Source organism: Ornithinimicrobium flavum (assembly GCF_004526345.1).
Lineage (GTDB): Bacteria > Actinomycetota > Actinomycetes > Actinomycetales > Dermatophilaceae > Ornithinicoccus > Ornithinicoccus flavus.
This window is the reverse complement of the sequence record NZ_CP038213.1, coordinates 777213-792564: the sequence shown is the minus strand read 5'-3', so window position 1 is coordinate 792564 and position 15352 is coordinate 777213. Positions and strand designations below refer to the sequence as shown.

Here is a 15352-nt window from a genome sequence, read left to right as displayed (position 1 = left end):
CGCTCAGGCGCCGGAGGGGACGCGCACGATGAGGGCGTCGCCCTGGCCCCCGCCGCCGCACAGGGACGCGGCACCCACGCCACCGCCACGCCGCTGCAGCTCCAGGGCCAGGTGCAGCAGGATCCGGGCGCCGGACATCCCGATCGGGTGGCCCAGGGCGATGGCGCCACCGTTGACGTTCACCTTCTCCGGGTCGAGGCCGAGCTCCTGGGTGGAGGCCAGCCCCACGGCCGCGAACGCCTCGTTGATCTCGACGAGGTCCAGGTCGGTGGGCTCGATGCCCTCCTTCTTGCAGGCGGCCGCGATGGCGCGGGCGGGCTGGCTCTGCAGGGTGGAGTCGGGGCCGGCGACGATCCCGTGCGCCCCGATCTCGGCGAGCCAGGACAGCCCCAGCTCCTGGGCCTTGGCCTTGCTCATCACCACGACCGCCGCGGCCCCGTCGCTGATCTGGGAGGCCGAGCCGGCGGTGATGGTGCCGTCCTTGCGGAAGGCGGGGCGGAGCGCGGCCAGCGACTCCACGGTCGTCTCGGGACGGATGCCCTCGTCGGTGCGGAACTCGACCGGGTCGCCCCTGCGCTGGGGGATCGAGACCGGCACCACCTCGTCGTCGAACAGGCCGTTCTCCCAGGCCGAGGCGGCGCGCTGGTGGCTCCGGGCGGCGAAGGCGTCCTGCTCCTCGCGGCTGAACTCCTGGTCGGCCGTGTTGGCGGCCTCGGTGAGGTCTCCCATGGCCTGGTCGGTGAAGGCGTCCCAGAGGCCGTCGTAGGCCATGTGGTCGCGCACCGTGACGTCGCCGTACTTGTACCCCGAACGTGACTTCTCCAGCAGGTGCGGGGCGTTGGTCATCGACTCCTGGCCACCGGCGACGACCACCTCCACCTCGCCGGCGCGGATGAGCTGGTCGGCCAGGGCGATGGCGTCGATGCCGGACAGGCAGACCTTGTTGATGGTCAGGGCGGGCACGTCCATGGGGATGCCACCCTTGACGGCGGCCTGCCGTGCCGGGATCTGGCCCACCCCTGCGGTGAGCACCTGGCCCATGATCACGTAGTCCACCTGGTCACCGGTGAGGCCGGCCTTCTCCAGGGCCCCCCTGATCGCGACGCCGCCCAGGTCGGCGCCGGAGAATCCGGAGAGCGAACCGAGCAGACGGCCCATCGGGGTGCGTGCCCCGGCGACGAGGACGGAGGTGGTCTCGGACATGGTGCGGTGCCTCCAGCAGCAGTGGTGGTCAGGGTGCCCGCGGGCTGTGTGCCGCGCTCCTTGCCACTCTAGCCCTGCGAACCGACAGGCCCGACGGCGCACCCGAGCCTGCGGGGCGCAGGCCTCAGCCGCCGTGGACCACGGCCCCGTCCAGGACCGTCGCGCTGACGGTGGTGTCCCGCAGCAGCCGCGCCTGCTCACCCGTGGACGCGCCGGGCAGGCCGGTCGGGTCCGCGTCCAGCAGGACCAGGTCCCCCCTGCCCCCGGGGGCCGCCCGCTGCCCGTCCACGGACGCGGCGAGCGCCTGCCGGGGCGTGATCGCCTGCTCAGGGTGCCAGTTCTCCCCCTCCGGGTCGCCCCGGTGCACGGCCGCGGCCATGGCGAGCCAGGGGTCGAGCGCCGAGACCGGGGCGTCCGACCCGAGCGAGAGCTCGACCCCCGCCTCGAGCAGGGAGCGCAGCGGGAAGGTGCGGTCGGTCCGGTCGGGCCAGCACTGCTCGGTGACGGTGCGGTCGTCGAGCAGGTGCGCCGGCTGCACGCTGGCGCGGACGCGCCCGGGCAGGGCGGCCCACCGGGGGAGGTCGGCGAGGGCGAGGAGCTGGGCGTGCTCGACCGATCCGCTCGCGCCGGTGGCGGCGAAGACGTCCAGGACCATGGCGACGGCGGCGTCGCCGATGGCGTGCAGCGCCGCCTCCAGGCCGGCCTCGTGCGCGCGGCGGACGAGGTCGACCAGCTCGTCGGCCGGCAGGTTGGGTGCGCCGACGGGGAGCTCGGAGCCGCCGGCGTCGGCGTAGGGCTGGCAGCACCAGGCGGTGCGGGTGTTCAGCGACCCGTCCGTGATCACCTTGAGGGGGCCCATCGTCACCAGTCCGTCGGTGGCCCGGACGGGGTCGCCGGTGCGGGCCCCGGAGGCGATCACCTCGTCCAGGCCCTCCGGGTAGACGCCGGTGCGGGCGCGCAGGGGCGGTCGTCCCTCCGCGGCCCGCTCGCGCCACTGCCGCCAGGGATGGCCGAACTCCAGGTCAACGATGCCGACGACGCCCCGGGTGTGGGCCTCGGCGATGGCCCGTGCCACACCGAGCTCGGCCTCCTCCTCGGCGCCGTGGAGCCGTTGCAGCCGGTCGTAGAGCGGGAACCAGAGACCCTCGGAGACGACCCCGGGGACCATCGGGCCGCCCACGAGGCGCAGGGCCGCGGTGTTTAGCCACCCGTGGTGGGCGTCCCCGCTGATGAGGGCCACGGGCACCTCACCGCTGACGGCGTCGAGCGCGGCGACGGTCGGGCGCTCGGCCCAGCGGCCGGTCCGGTGGCCGTAGCCGACGAGCACTCCGGTCGGCGTGCCGACGCCGTCGACGATGCGCGCCGCGACCTTGTCGAGGACCTCCTGCGGGCTGGAGGTCCCGGACGTGTCCAGCCGGGTGCGGGTCAGCCCCCACTGCACCATGTGGACGTGCTGGTCCCACAGGCCGGGCACGGCATACCGGCCGCCGCCGTCCAGGAGGGGGACCCCCTCCGCCTCCGGGCGCTCTCGCACGTCCGGGCCGACGGCATGGATCCGCCCGTCGCGCACCAGCACGTCGACCGGCTCGGCCGGCGTCGCCGCGGCCTCCGGGTCGAGGGGGACGACACGGACGTCGCGCACGAGCAGGTCTGGCATGAGGGGATGCTAGTGCTCTCCCGGGGCCGGGACCGCACGGCCGGCGCGACACCCCGGGGAGGCGCCCCGGGTCCGTCGGTCCCGCGGCCTACGGTGGGGGCATGAGCGACACGCCCACCTCCGGCGCCGGCGACGCGGTCGCACCGTTCCTGCTGGCGATCGACCACGTGGGGATCGCCGTGCCCGACCTCGACGAGGCCATCCGCTTCCACTGCGAGGTGCTGGGGCACCGCCTGGCGCACGAGGAGACCAACGAGGCCCAGGGGGTGAGGGAGGCGATGATCGCCGTGGGGAGCCCCGAGCCCCACGGCGGCAACGGGACGACGATGCTCCAGCTGCTGGCGCCGACCGGTCCGGAGTCCACGATCGCCCGGTTCCTGGACCGCAACGGGCCGGGGCTGCAGCAGCTCGCCTACCGCGTGAGCGACATCGAGGCCGTGAGCCGGCTGCTGCGCGAGCGCGGCCTGCGCCTGCTCTACGACCGCCCCCGCACCGGCACCGCCGGCTCCCGCATCAACTTCATCCACCCCAAGGATGCCGGTGGCGTCCTGGTGGAGCTGGTCGAGCCCGCCACGTGAGCCCTTGCCGGTGACGGCCCAGGAGCAGCTGCGGACCACCCCGGACGAGCCCCCCGACGGAGGTCGTCCGCCGGCCGGTGCGCTCGTGCGCCTGCGGCGGGCACCGGCCGCCCTGCCCCGCGCCGGGGTCCGGGCGGTCCGCCGCTGGCAGGACTTCCGGGTCCGGCAGCGGGCGCTGCTGGACGAGAGCAACCGGCTGCAGTCCGAGCTCTGGGAGCAGATCCACCGCACCTCCGAGCCGGACGGCAGCCCGGTCCGGGCACCTGTGCCGGGGGCCGGGGGCGAGGCGAGACCGGGGTCGCTCTTCTCGCTGTCCCCCTTCTACGTCGGCTTCTCCGGGGCGCTCGGGGTGCTGCTGGCCTGGCTCCTGGTCCAGAACCTCACCCGGCTGTCCTCCGTCCTGACCGTCCTGGCCGTCGCCCTCTTCCTCACCCTGGCGCTCAACCCCCTCGTGGAGTGGCTGAGCCGTCGCGGCTGGAGCCGCCCGGCGAGCGTGTTCCTCGTCTTCGCCGGCTTCCTCACGGTGACCGGCGTGGCCGCCCTGACCCTGCTTCCGGGCGTCGTGGGGCAGGCGATCTCCCTGGTGGAGAGCGCACCTGCCGCCCTGGAGGACCTCGCGTCGATGCCGTGGGTCGTCGCGATGGACGAGGACTACCAGGTCACCCAGCGGGTCACCGCCGAGGTGGACCAGCTCCTGACCGACCGCACCACGTGGACCGCCCTGTTCGGCGGCGTGCTGGGCGCCGCCGGCTGGGTGGCCGGAAGCCTGGTCGGGGTCGTGACCTCGGCCATCCTGACTCTCTACCTGCTGGCGACGCTCCCGGTGGTGAAGGAGGCGTCCTACCACCTCGTCCCCGCCAGCCGGCGCCCAGGCGTCCGACGGCTGGCCGAGGAGATCATGCGCCGCGTCGGTGGTTACGCCCTCGGGCAGGCCACCGTCGCGACGGTCAACGCGGTGTGCTCCTGGCTCATGATGCAGGTCCTGGACATCCCCTACGCCGCCATCCTGGCCGTCTCGGTCGGGCTGCTCGGGCTGATCCCGCTCGTCGGCGCCACGCTGGGGGCGGTCATCGTGGCCCTGGCGGCCCTGACCGTGTCCCCCACGACCACCCTGGTCGTCCTGGTCTACTACGTCGTCTACCAGCAGATCGAGAACTACTGGATCGTCCCGCGCATCATGAAGCGCACGGTCTCGGTCCCCGGCGCGGTCACCGTGGTTGCGGTGCTCGCCGGCGGCACCCTCCTGGGCGTGCTCGGTGCCCTCGTCGCCATCCCCGTCGCCGCCGGGCTGCTGTTGATCTACGAGGAGGTCCTCGTGCCGCGCCAGGACACCCGCTAGCCGGGCCCTGCTAGCCGGGGACCTACTCGGCGGCTGTCGGCCCGGCGGGCGTCCGGTGCGCGTAGGGCCGGGACCGGTAGCCCACGAGCTCGGCGTCGCGGACGAAGCCGAAGGACTCGTAGAGCGCCACGGCCGGCAGGTTGTCCTCCCGGACCGTGAGGTTCACCGACCCACGTGGGGAGGCCTGCAGCACCTCCCGCCCGATCCGGGCGAGCAGCGTCCGGGCCAGCCCCTGCCCGCGCACCGCCTCTGCCACCGCGATGAAGTCGAGGTAGCCCTCGCCGTCGGCCTGGACCTCCGCCGACGCGTAGCCCACCACGGCGCCGTCGCGCTCGAGGACGACGGTCGTCCGGTCCTCGTCGTCGAGGAGCTGCCGCGCCGTGGCGTAGGTGCCGGGAAAGGCGTAGTCGTGCAGCTCCGCGAGCGCCGGGAGGTCCTCCACGGTGGTGGTGCGGGTGGTCGCACCGGTGCCGGACGAGGGCTGCGGCCAGCCGGCGTCGGAGCGCGCGACGTAGGCGATGTTGACGACGCCGCGGTGCCACCCGCGGTCAGCAGCGAGCGCCGCCAGGAGCGTGTGGGCGGGCGCCGCGCACACCTCGTGGTCGTCGACCCCCTCCGGGGTCTGCGCCACCGCGGCGTCCAGCAGCGCCTCGGCGTGCTCGTCCCACGCCTGCTCGTCGGCGGCCCAGGGGCCGTGCACCCAGCTGCGCCCGGTCTCCTCGTCGTGGTCGACGAGCACGGCGGCGACGACCCGTCCGTCCCGCAGCCCCACCCGCAGGCTCTCCCGCCAGGGCACGTCGAGGTCGTCCAGCTCCGCGCGCACCCCCTCCGCCTCGGTGCCCAGGTAGGCGCAGGCGGTCGCGGGGTCGGCCTGCCGGGCCACGATCAGGGCGAGGGCCTGGTCCTGGGCGGCGGTGGTCGACGGACTCATACCACCGAGGGTAGGTCCCCGCCCGCCCTGACGGACAGCGGTTTCCGCCTCAGGCGAACGAGCCGCCCGGGCGCCGCCGCTCCCGCGCCGACCAGCACACGGTGTGCCAGTGCCGCCGGTTGGCCACCTCCTGCATCGACTCCGCGGGCCAGGCCACGACGTGCGGCGTGCCCGCCCCGACGTCCTGCTGGCACCCGGGGCAGACGTAGACCCGGCCCGTGTCGTTGGCCCGGACCTGGCGGACCGCCCAGAGCCGTCCGGCATACCTGACCTCGCTCACCCCGCCCCGCTGCGGCGGGGGCGGCGGGCTGCCGGGTCCTCCCTTGACGGGGCGGCCCCGGTGGCGAGGGCGGTTGGAGCGTGGCACGACGACGCACGCGGCGGGGCCGCGCCCGGTCCTCAGGCGCTGCGGGTGAAGGGGCGGTCCAGGAGCACGTGCTCGACCAGCAGCGGCGAGGGCTCGACGCTCTCCTGGGGCAGGCTGCCGGGCGTGGCCCGCAGCTCCTCGAGCACGGAGAGCACCTCGTCGGCCCCGATCTGGTCGATCATCGCGAACGGCCCCACGGGGTAGCCCAGACCGTGCTGGAGCGCCGTGTCGATGTCCTCGACCGAGGCGTAGCCCTCGTCGAGCATCCGGACGGCGTCGCCGAGGTGCGGCATGAGGAGGGCGTCGACGACCAGCCCGGCCCGGTCACGGCACACCACCGGCTCGGCCCCGATCCTGCTGACCAGCTCGCGCAGGAGCGCGACGGACGCGTCGTCGGTCGCGGACGACCGCCCGATCTCGACGACCTGGCCGTTCCCGGTCGGGGCGTGCATCCGCAGGACCGCCGCCTTCTGAGGGCGACCGGACAGCGCCCCGATCGCCACCGCCGCGTCGTCGTTGACGGTCGTGAGCACGGTGTCCTCGCCGACCACGCCCGCGAGCGCCTCCCAGACGTCGTCCCGGCCCTCCACCCACAGCTCGCCGTCCTCGTCCTCCTCCGGCTCCGGGGTGGCGCGGGCCTCGATGACCAGACCGACACCGCTCAGCGCCGACAGCTCCTGGGTCTCGCCCGGGTCCGCGACCCGGGTCACGGCATACCCGCCCTCCTCCAGGCGGGAGACCAGGTCGTCGGCGATCTCGCCGGACCCGATGACGCCCACCGCGCTGAGGCCGGAGGGCTCGACGGGGGCCGGGGTCTGCTCGTCCTCGACCACCTGGCCGCTGCCCGGCCTGGCGTAGGTGTAGAAGCCGCGGCCGCTCTTGCGGCCGAGCAGACCCGAGGTGACCATCCGCTCCAGCATCGCGCTCGGGGCGTGCATCCGGCTGCGGGAGTGCTGGTAGATGACGTCACCGATGTGGTGGCAGACGTCCAGGCCCACGAGGTCCATGAGGGTGCACGGCCCCATGGGCAGGCCTGCACCCACGCGCACCGCCGTGTCGAGGTCCTCGCGGCTCACGTGACCCTCCTCCAGCATCCGCAGGGCGGACACGAAGTAGCCGAACAGGAGGTAGTTGGCGACGAAGCCGGCCCGGTCCCCCACGACGATCGGTCGCTTGCCCAGCCGCTCGGACAGGGCCACCACCGCGTCGACCAGCCCCTGGTCGCTGCGCAGCGTGGTGATGACCTCGACGAGCTTGAGGACGGGCGCGGGGTTGAAGAAGTGCAGGCCGACCACGCGCTCGGGGTGCTTGGTGCCGGCCGCGATCTGAGTGATCGACAGGCTGGAGGTGTTGGAGGCGAGCACCGCGTCCTCGGCGACGATCTCGTCGAGCCGGCCGAAGACCTCGTGCTTGAGGCTCATGACCTCGGGCACCGCCTCGACCACCAGGTCGGCGTCGGCGAGGGCCGTCAGGTCGGTGGCGATGGTGACGCGGCCCAGGATCTCGCCCTGCGTGGCCTCGTCGAGCCGGCCCTTGGCCACGGCCCGGTCGGTAGAGGCCTGCAGGATGGCGCGGCCACGGTCGGCGAGCTCCTGCGTCGTCTCGATCCCGACGACCTGCAGGCCGCCGCGGGCGAAGACCTCGACGATGCCCGCACCCATGGTGCCCAGTCCGATGACCCCGACGGTGGTGATCTCACGCATGGCCCGATCCTCTCAGACGACCACCGCCGCGTCTCGGGCCCCTGCCGGGAGCGGGTTAGGGTGAGCCGGTGCGTGTCGTGATCGCCCGGTGCTCCGTCGACTACCAGGGCGCCCTGGAGGCCCACCTGCCCCTCGCGACCCGCCTGCTCGTGGTCAAGGCCGACGGGTCGGTGCTGGTCCACTCCGACGGCGGGTCCTACAAGCCGTTGAACTGGATGGCCCCGCCGTGCTCCATGGCCCAGGTCGCGCCGGACGAGGCCGAGCGGGAGGAGGGCGTCGAGCAGGTCTGGGTGGTCAGCCACGCCAAGCGCGACGACACCCTGCGGGTCAGGCTCCACGAGGTCATCCACGACACCTCCCACGAGCTCGGCATCGACCCGGGGCTGGTCAAGGACGGCGTGGAGGCCCAGCTGCAGGCCCTGCTGGCCGAGCACATCCACACCCTGGGGGACGGCTTCACGCTGCTGCGGCGTGAGTACCCCACCGCCATCGGCCCGGTCGACATCCTGTGCCGGGACCCCGGCGGCGCGACGGTGGCCGTCGAGATCAAGCGCCGCGGTGACATCGACGGCGTGGAGCAGCTGACCCGCTACCTGGAGCTGCTCAACCGTGACCCCCACCTGGCCCCCGTCCAAGGCGTCCTCGCCGCCCAGCTCATCCGACCCCAGGCCCGGGTCCTGGCGACCGACCGGGGCATCCGGTGCGTCACCCTCGACTACGAGGCGCTGCGCGGCCTCGACGACGCCGGCTCCCGGCTCTTCTGAGCCCGGACTCCCCGTGGGCGACCTCCGCAGCCAGCTGGCGGCCCTGTCCCGCTTCGTACTCGTCGGGATCGCGAACACGCTGACCTACTACGCGGTCTACCGGCTGCTGCTGCTGGTGCTGCCCTACCTTCCGGCGCACGTCCTCGCCTACGGCGTGGGGATCGTCTTCTCCTTCTTCGCCAACTCCCTGTTCACCTTCGGCGTGCGGCCCACCTGGCGCCGGTTCCTCGCCTTCCCCCTCACCACGGTGTTCAACTTCGTCGTCGTCACGGCCGGCTCGGTCCTGCTCGTGGAGCGCGGCTGGCTGGACGAGCGCTGGGCCACCCTGGTGATGACCGTCGTCGCGATCCCGGTGACCTTCCTGCTCACGCGGCGGGTGCTGACCGCCGGCCGGGCCGGGCGCCGCTGAGCCGGGCGCCGAGGTCGACGCACCACCCCCGTCCCGACCGTCGGGCAGAATCGGGCGCATGACGCGACGCGCGGCGATCGCCGCCCCCAACGCCTACGCCACCGAGGCGGCCCGCCAGGCGCTCGACGCGGGCGGCACCGCCGTCGACGCCGCCGTCGCCGCGATGCTCACGGCCACCGTGACCGAGCCAGGGGTCGTCTCCACGCTCGGAGGGTGCTTCGTCAACGTGTGGGTGCCAGGGCATACCCCGGTGGTGGTCGACGGCAATGTGGAGATGCCGGGGAGGGCCATGTCGCCGGACGCGGCCGGCGGGGGCTGATGCGTGCGGAGGCGACCTACGGCGGGGGCCTGGTGACCTACGTCGGACCCGGGTCGGTCGCCACCCCCGGCATGTTCGCGGCGATGGGGTGGGCGCACCAGACCTTCGGCCGCGCCCCGTGGGCCGAGCTGATGCAGCCCGCCGCCGACGTGGCGCGCCAGGGCTTCCCCCTGGGGCGGATCGCCCAGTCCTACCTCGTCCTGGTCACCGACTCGATCAGCTCGTGGGACCCGGCCACCCGGGCGCTGCTCACCGACGACGGCGTGGCCCCGCCGGTCGGTCACCTCGTCGTCGACCCCACGCTCGCCGACACGCTCGAGCACCTGGGCAGGGTCGGGGCGGCGGACGTCTACCGGGGCGACGTGGCCCGGGCCATCGACACCGACATGCGGGAGCGGGACGGCCTGCTCACCCTCACCGACCTCCAGGCATACCAACCGGTCGTCCGCGAGGCCCTGGTGAGCCGGCTCGGCGGCTGGGAGCTGGCCTGCAACCCTCCGCCCTCGATCGGTGGGCCCGTCCTCACCGCCCTCCTGCGGCTGCTCAGCGCGGTCTCCGACGAGGTCACCCCGGCTCGCGCCGCCCAGGTGATGAAGGAGGTGCTCGACATCCGGCTGGACCGGATCGACACGGCCGAGGACCTCGCTGCCGCCGGGGCCGAGCTCCTCGACACGCTGCACGAGATCGGCTCGGCGGGACTCCCGACCTCCCCGAGCACGGCGCACGTCTCCGTCGTGGACGAGGACGGTATGGCGTGCGCCCTCACCGCGTCGGCCGGCTACGGCTCGGGGATGACCATCCGCGGCACCGGGCTCATCGCCAACAACGCCCTGGGCGAGCTGGAGCTGAACCGGCGCGGGCTGCACTCCCTGCCCCCCGGCACCCGGCTGCCGTCCAACATGGCTCCCACGACCGCCCGCCGCCAGGACGGCGCGATGCTGGCGATCGGGACGCCAGGGGCCGACCGGATCACCACGGCGTTGGCCCAGGTGCTGCTGCACATGGCCCGGCACGGTGAGGACCTGCAGAGCGCGATCGACCAGCCCCGCATGCACCCGCGGCGGCTGGAGGACGGGACCACCCGCATCGACCACGAGGCGGACGCCGAGATCTCCGCCTCGCTGGACCGGGCCGGCATGACCCGCCACGAGCACCCTCCCCTGTCCATGTACTTCGGCGGCGTGGGCGCGGCGATGCGCTCCCCGCGCAGCGGTCTGGTCGCCGCGGCGGACCCGCGCCGCGAGGCCGCGACCCTCGTCACCTGACCTTCCACCGGCCGCCTCCAATGGTTGGGCTCAGCCCCACCGGCCGCGTCCCGTGGTTGGGCTCAGCCCCACGGGCCGCCTCCAGTGGTTGGGCTCAGCCCCACCGGCCGCCTCCAGTGGTTGGGCTCAGCCCCACCGGCCGCCTCCAGTGGTTGCGTCCAGCCCCGCCGGCGGTGGCCTATGGGTGGAAGGGCAACCACACGAGGCGGCTGGTGGGTGAAAGGGCAACCACACGAGGCGGCCGGTGGGTCATGCGTCGTCGGCCTCCGTCGCGCGCCGGCGGCGGGCCGCTGGTCCCGTCGGCTCGGCCCGGCCACCGCCGGGCTGCCACAGCACGTCGCCGTCGCCGGACAGGTTGGCGACGCGGGCGAGGATGAACAGCAGGTCGGAGAGTCGGTTGAGGTACTTCGCCGCGAGCGGGTTGACCCCGCCCTGGCCCTTGGGGGCGTCCTCGGGGGCCGGCTGGTCGCCGTGGGCCTCGACGGCGGCCCACGCGGCGCGCTCGGCCCGGCGGGCCACGGTCCGGGCCACGTGCAGGTGCGCCGACCCGGGGGTGCCGCCGGGCAGGATGAACGAGCGCAGCTTCTCGAGGTGCTCGTTGTAGCGGTCGCAGTCCTCCTCGAGCTCGTCGACCCACTCCGGCCGGACGCGCAGCGGCTCCCACTCGTAGCTCGCGCGCAGCGGCATGCACAGGTCGGCGCCCACGTCGAAGAGGTCGTTCTGCACCCGGGTCAGGGTCTGCTGCACCTCCAGCGGCAGGTTGCCGCATGCGATCGCCACTCCCAGGACCGAGTTGGTCTCGTCGGTGTCGGCGTATGCGGCCAGCCTCGGGTCGTTCTTGCTCGTGCGGCCGTTGTCGCCGAGCCCGGTGGTGCCGTCGTCGCCGGTGCGGGTGTAGATCCGGGTGAGGTTGACCATGGGCCTGATCGTGCCAGACGTCGCCGGGCCGCCCCGTGGGCGGGTCGGGTCACTAGGGCGAGGCTGTGCCCAACCACCGGACGCGGCCGGTGGGGCTGAGCCCAACCATGGGACGCGGCCGGTGGGGCGAAAGGCAACCACCGGACGCGGCCGGTGGGGCTGAGCCCAACCATTAGACGCGGCCGGTGGGGCGAAAGGCAACCACCGGACGCGGCCGGTGGGGCTGAGCCCAACCATTAGACGCGGCCGGTGGGGCTGAGCCCAACCATTAGACGCGGCCGGTGGGGCGAAAGGCAACCACTGGAGGCGGCAGGTGGGGCGAGGGGCAACCACTGGAGGCGGCCGGTGGGGAAGGGAGCGGGTCAGGCCACCTGGCTGTTCCAGCCCGGGGGGACGGCTTCGACCCAGGCGCGGAGGGCGGTGTAGTGCTGCTCGTCCAGCGCCAGCTCGAAGGTGCTGGTGCCGTAGGTCGCCGGGACCTGGATGAGGTTGCTGCGACCCAGGGTCGCCGCCTCGGCCGCCGCGAGGGGGCGGGCGATGCCCAGGTCGAGGTTGCCCCGCATCCAGGGACCGGCAGCAAGACCGCCCGACCCCTTGAGGGCCAGGCGGTCGTCGACGAAGCGGAGGGTCCCGCGGCGCCACGCACCGGTGGCGTCGTCCCGGTAGGCGGCCGGCATCGGCGGCGCCAGGGCCGACCGGTCGCCGGCGGCGCGGAACGCGACCAGGCCCAGCACCAGGATGACGGCAGCGCCCAGCACCGCCATCAGCACCAGCAGCAGGGCCTCGGGCATCAGGACCTCAGCGGGCGTCCCGGGCGAGGTTGCCGGCGTCCACGCTGTCGGCCACCACGACGACCTTGTCCTGGTCGACGGACAGGAAGCCGCTGTCGATGACGACGGTCTCGGTGGAACCCCCGCCGGTGTGGATGCGCACCTCGCCGCTCACGAGCACCCCCAGCAGCGGGGTGTGACCCGGCAGGATGCCGAGCTCGCCGTCGATGCTGCGGGCGCTGACCATCTGGGCCTCGCCGGACCAGACCTTACGGTCCGCGGCGACGAGCTCGACCTGAAGTGCACTCACGAGTTGCGTTCCCTCTTTCGGCGGTATGCGGCTCCGGCCAGTCTAGCGGCCACGTGGCTCCTCCCAGGACGGGCTCGGGATCTCCGGGTCGGGGTTGGTGGGGCCTCCGACCTCCAGGTGGCCCTCGCCGGCGACCGCCCCGGTGACGCGGTTGATCGCGTGCATGCCGTGGTAGACGGCCAGGGCCGCGAAGGTGCCCAGGGCGATCCCCTCGAAGAGCAGCTCACCGGCCGAGAGGGTGTAGTTGGCGATCCCGACCACCAGGGCCACGGCCCCCGTCGCGAGGTTGATCGGGTTGCCGAAGTCGACCCGGTGCTCGATCCAGATCCGGAAGCCGAGCACGCCGATCATGCCGTAGAGGACGGTGGCCGCGCCGCCGAGCACGCCCTCCGGCACGGTCTGGATCGCCGCGCCGAACTTCGGGAGGAAGGCCAGGCCGATCGCCGTGAGGCCCGCCACCCAGTAGGCGGCCGTCGAGTAGACTCTCGTCGCCGCCATGACGCCGATGTTCTCCGCGTAGGTCGTCGTGCCGGACCCGCCGCCGCTGCCGGCCAGGGTCGTCGCCAGCCCGTCGGCCATGAGCGTGCGGCCGATGTGGTCGTCCAGGGCGTCGGCCGAGCCCTCGGTCATCTGCGCCACGGACTTGACGTGCCCGATGTTCTCCGCCACCAGGACGAGCACGACGGGCAGGAAGAGTCCCGCCACCCCCAGTGGAACTCCGGCAGCATCAGGGTCGGCACCCCGACCAGACCGGCCTCGCCGATGGCGGAGAGGTCGACCTCCCCCCGGGCCACGGCGACGGCATACCCGACCAGCACGCCGAGCAGGATCGAGAGCCGGCCGAGCAGCCCACGGAACAGCACGGTGCACAGGAGGATCGCCAGCAGGGTCGCCAGCGCCGTGACCGGGGCCTGCTGGACGTTGTTCCAGGCCGCGGGTGCCAGGTTGAGGCCGATGAGGGCGACGATGGCCCCGGTGACCATGGGCGGCATGAGGCGGTGCACCCACGCGTGGCCCACGGTCTGCACCAGCAGCCCGACGAGGAGGAGCGCCACCCCCGCCATCACGACGCCGCCGAGGGCGCCCGCCGGGCCGTGCACCCCCTGCGCCGCGGCGATCGGGGCGAGGAAGGCGAAGGAGGACCCCAGGTATGAGGGGACACGGTTGCCGGTGACGAGGAGGAAGAGGAGGGTGCCGATGCCGCTGAAGAGCAGCGTCGTGCTCGGCGGAAAGCCGGTGATCAGCGGGACCAGGAAGGTGGCGCCGAACATCGCCACGACGTGCTGCATCCCGATCCCGACTGTCGGCAGCCACGCCAGGCGCTGCCGGGGGCCCACGACCTCGCCGGGCTCGATCGTGTATCCGTCGCCGTGCACGCTCCACAGGCTCACGCTGGTCTCCTCGCAGGGGTGCCGGACACCGCGGTCCGGGCAGGGTGGGGCCGCGGGCGCACGGCCGGCGCGAGCCTACCCGGCGCTCAGGCCAGGCCCAGGTGGTGGGCCTCCTCCCACAGCTCGTCCCGCACCCGGGGGTGGGCGGCGAGCTCGATGAGGTGCCGCGCCTGGTCCTTCTCGCTGTGCCCGAACAGCGGCGCGACCCCCTGCTCGGTGACGATCGCGGAGGCCTGGAAGGACGTGACCGGCTCGTCGACCATCGGGACGATGGTCGAGACGTCCGCCTTGGGGTGCCAGGAGCGCAGGGCCATGATCGACTGCCCGCCCGCGGAGTGCATGGCCCCCACGATGAAGTCCGTCTGGCCGCCGAAGCCGCTGTGGATGCGGGCGTCGACCCGCGAGGCGTTGGCCTGCCCGAAGAGGTCGACCTCCAGGGCGGTGTTGATCGAGGTCATCGAGCGCTGACGGGCGATGAGCGCTGGGTCGTTCGTCCGCTCGGTGCGCAGCATGTGGACCCTGCGGTTGTCGTCGAGCCAGTGGTAAAGGTCCTGGGTGCCGAAGAGGAAGGACGTGGTCAACGGGTGGTCGGGGTCGAGCGCCCCCGCGGCGTCCAGGGCGAGCACGCCGTCGGAGAACATCTCGGTCCACAGCCGCAGCCCGCGGTGCCCGGTCAGCGCCGCGAGCACCGCGTCCGGCACCGCGCCGATCCCCATCTGCAGGGTGGCGCCGTCCGGCACCATCGCGGCCACGCGCTCGCCGATGGCGGTGGTGTCGGCCCCCAGGGCCGCCGCGGCCGGAGGCGTCGGGAGCGGGCTGCTCACCTCGATCGCCAGGTCGACGTGCTCCAGCGGCACCAGCGCGTCCCCGTGGGTGAAGGGCATGCGGTCGTTCATCTGCGCCACGACCAGGCCGCCCCGCTCCCGGCAGGCCTCGATGGCGGCGGGCAGCACGTTGACCTCGATGCCCAGCGAGACCACGCCGTCCCGGGGCAGCGAACAGTGCAGGAGGACCGCGTCCACCGGGAGGGAGCGCCGGAAGAGGATCGGCACCATAGACAACCGGGAGGGCACGTAGCGCAGCCCGGAGTGCCGACGCTGGCCGGCCCCGACGAAGCTGGTCTCGGCGGTGACGCCCTCCCGCTCGGGGATCCCCGGCGGGCCGTTCAGGGTGTTGAGCACGTAGCGCGGGACGTTCTCGTCCAGGAGCCGGACGAGCTCCCACGGGACGCTGTGGTTGCCCGAGGCCACCACCCGCGGATCGTCGGGCAGGGCGCGCAGCGCGGAGGCCAGGGCGGCGGTGTCGGCGTCGATCACCCGGCCATTGTCTCCGACGCGGTGTAGGACCGGAACGCCGGGTGGCGCGCGGGAGGCCCCGGCGCCCGGGGGGACGGCGAAGAGCCGGCCCGTCCGAGGACGGGCCGGCCCC

15 protein-coding genes and 1 pseudogene are annotated in these 15352 nt (G+C 73.8%); 6 read left to right on the top strand and 10 right to left on the bottom strand.

Annotation, left to right across the window (positions count from 1 at the left end):
* Positions 1-3: 3 nt before the first annotated feature.
* The gene (locus E3Z34_RS03710; RefSeq protein WP_134772513.1) at positions 4-1203 is read right to left on the bottom strand and encodes an acetyl-CoA C-acetyltransferase; all 1200 of its coding nucleotides are present in this window, start codon (positions 1201-1203) and stop codon (positions 4-6) included.
* A gap of 124 nt (positions 1204-1327) precedes the next feature.
* The gene (locus E3Z34_RS03705) at positions 1328-2860 is read right to left on the bottom strand and encodes an amidohydrolase (protein WP_134772512.1); all 1533 of its coding nucleotides are present in this window, start codon (positions 2858-2860) and stop codon (positions 1328-1330) included.
* Between the two features lie 101 nt (positions 2861-2961).
* Here E3Z34_RS03705 and mce point away from each other — a divergent pair, with 101 nt between their 5' ends.
* Complete coding sequence (mce, locus tag E3Z34_RS03700; protein ID WP_134772511.1) at positions 2962-3438, top strand: methylmalonyl-CoA epimerase; 477 nt, start codon at positions 2962-2964, stop codon at positions 3436-3438.
* 10 nt (positions 3439-3448) lie between these two features.
* Entirely contained in the window at positions 3449-4777 is a 1329-nt protein-coding gene (locus E3Z34_RS03695; RefSeq protein ID WP_238695336.1) for an AI-2E family transporter, read from the top strand.
* Between the two features lie 22 nt (positions 4778-4799).
* Here the strand turns inward: E3Z34_RS03695 and E3Z34_RS03690 are convergent, their stop codons facing one another.
* From E3Z34_RS03690 to E3Z34_RS03680, 3 genes are all read right to left on the bottom strand, one after another.
* Positions 4800-5708 carry a GNAT family N-acetyltransferase gene (locus tag E3Z34_RS03690; RefSeq protein ID WP_134772509.1) on the bottom strand — a complete coding sequence of 303 codons (909 nt, stop codon included), beginning with the start codon at positions 5706-5708 and terminating at the stop codon, positions 4800-4802.
* Positions 5709-5757: 49 nt separating this feature from the next.
* A complete protein-coding gene (locus E3Z34_RS03685) occupies positions 5758-5988 on the bottom strand; it encodes a hypothetical protein (RefSeq protein WP_134772508.1) in 231 nt (76 codons plus the stop codon).
* Between the two features lie 119 nt (positions 5989-6107).
* Positions 6108-7778: a 3-hydroxyacyl-CoA dehydrogenase family protein gene (locus tag E3Z34_RS03680; RefSeq protein WP_134772507.1), complete on the bottom strand. Its 1671-nt coding sequence runs from the start codon at positions 7776-7778 to the stop codon at positions 6108-6110.
* Positions 7779-7846: 68 nt separating this feature from the next.
* Between E3Z34_RS03680 and nucS the strand changes: the two genes are divergently transcribed.
* Genes nucS through E3Z34_RS03665 form a run of 4 tightly spaced genes read left to right on the top strand, consistent with a single transcriptional unit; the run spans position 7847 to position 10535 of the window.
* Positions 7847-8542: an endonuclease NucS gene (nucS, locus tag E3Z34_RS03675; RefSeq protein WP_134772506.1), complete on the top strand. Its 696-nt coding sequence runs from the start codon at positions 7847-7849 to the stop codon at positions 8540-8542.
* A gap of 13 nt (positions 8543-8555) precedes the next feature.
* Positions 8556-8951 carry a GtrA family protein gene (locus E3Z34_RS03670; protein WP_238695335.1) on the top strand — a complete coding sequence of 132 codons (396 nt, stop codon included), beginning with the start codon at positions 8556-8558 and terminating at the stop codon, positions 8949-8951.
* Positions 8952-9009: 58 nt separating this feature from the next.
* The gene (locus E3Z34_RS18555) at positions 9010-9270 is read left to right on the top strand and encodes a gamma-glutamyltransferase (protein WP_238695334.1); all 261 of its coding nucleotides are present in this window, start codon (positions 9010-9012) and stop codon (positions 9268-9270) included.
* Positions 9270-10535 carry a gamma-glutamyltransferase gene (locus tag E3Z34_RS03665; protein ID WP_238695333.1) on the top strand — a complete coding sequence of 422 codons (1266 nt, stop codon included), beginning with the start codon at positions 9270-9272 and terminating at the stop codon, positions 10533-10535. The genes E3Z34_RS18555 and E3Z34_RS03665 overlap by 1 nt, the downstream gene beginning before the upstream one ends.
* 249 nt (positions 10536-10784) lie before the next feature.
* On the opposite strand, the gene E3Z34_RS03660 is transcribed toward E3Z34_RS03665, so the two are convergent.
* From E3Z34_RS03660 to E3Z34_RS03640, 5 genes and pseudogenes are all read right to left on the bottom strand, one after another.
* Positions 10785-11453, bottom strand: a complete 669-nt coding sequence (locus E3Z34_RS03660) for a cob(I)yrinic acid a,c-diamide adenosyltransferase (protein ID WP_134772505.1) — start codon at positions 11451-11453, stop codon at positions 10785-10787.
* Between the two features lie 362 nt (positions 11454-11815).
* Positions 11816-12244: a DUF2550 family protein gene (locus tag E3Z34_RS03655; RefSeq protein WP_134772504.1), complete on the bottom strand. Its 429-nt coding sequence runs from the start codon at positions 12242-12244 to the stop codon at positions 11816-11818.
* A 7-nt stretch (positions 12245-12251) separates the two neighbouring features.
* The gene (locus tag E3Z34_RS03650; RefSeq protein ID WP_134772503.1) at positions 12252-12533 is read right to left on the bottom strand and encodes a F0F1 ATP synthase subunit epsilon; all 282 of its coding nucleotides are present in this window, start codon (positions 12531-12533) and stop codon (positions 12252-12254) included.
* 42 nt (positions 12534-12575) lie between these two features.
* A pseudogene (locus E3Z34_RS03645) lies at positions 12576-13918 on the bottom strand (uracil-xanthine permease family protein).
* A 92-nt stretch (positions 13919-14010) separates the two neighbouring features.
* Positions 14011-15240 carry an acetyl-CoA hydrolase/transferase family protein gene (locus tag E3Z34_RS03640; RefSeq protein ID WP_338043777.1) on the bottom strand — a complete coding sequence of 410 codons (1230 nt, stop codon included), beginning with the start codon at positions 15238-15240 and terminating at the stop codon, positions 14011-14013.
* Positions 15241-15352: the final 112 nt, after the last annotated feature.

Bases quoted from the DNA above. Each gene is read 5' to 3' on its own strand.
- E3Z34_RS03710 (WP_134772513.1), bottom strand. From the start codon at position 1,203: ATGTCCGAGACCACCTCCGTCCTCGTCGCCGGGGCACGCACCCCGATG.
- E3Z34_RS03705 (WP_134772512.1), bottom strand. From the start codon at position 2,860: ATGCCAGACCTGCTCGTGCGCGACGTCCGTGTCGTCCCCCTCGACCCG.
- mce (WP_134772511.1), top strand. From the start codon at position 2,962: ATGAGCGACACGCCCACCTCCGGCGCCGGCGACGCGGTCGCACCGTTC.
- E3Z34_RS03690 (WP_134772509.1), bottom strand. From the start codon at position 5,708: ATGAGTCCGTCGACCACCGCCGCCCAGGACCAGGCCCTCGCCCTGATC.
- E3Z34_RS03680 (WP_134772507.1), bottom strand. From the start codon at position 7,778: ATGCGTGAGATCACCACCGTCGGGGTCATCGGACTGGGCACCATGGGT.
- E3Z34_RS18555 (WP_238695334.1), top strand. From the start codon at position 9,010: ATGACGCGACGCGCGGCGATCGCCGCCCCCAACGCCTACGCCACCGAG.
- E3Z34_RS03665 (WP_238695333.1), top strand. From the start codon at position 9,270: ATGCGTGCGGAGGCGACCTACGGCGGGGGCCTGGTGACCTACGTCGGA.
- E3Z34_RS03660 (WP_134772505.1), bottom strand. From the start codon at position 11,453: ATGGTCAACCTCACCCGGATCTACACCCGCACCGGCGACGACGGCACC.
- E3Z34_RS03655 (WP_134772504.1), bottom strand. From the start codon at position 12,244: ATGCCCGAGGCCCTGCTGCTGGTGCTGATGGCGGTGCTGGGCGCTGCC.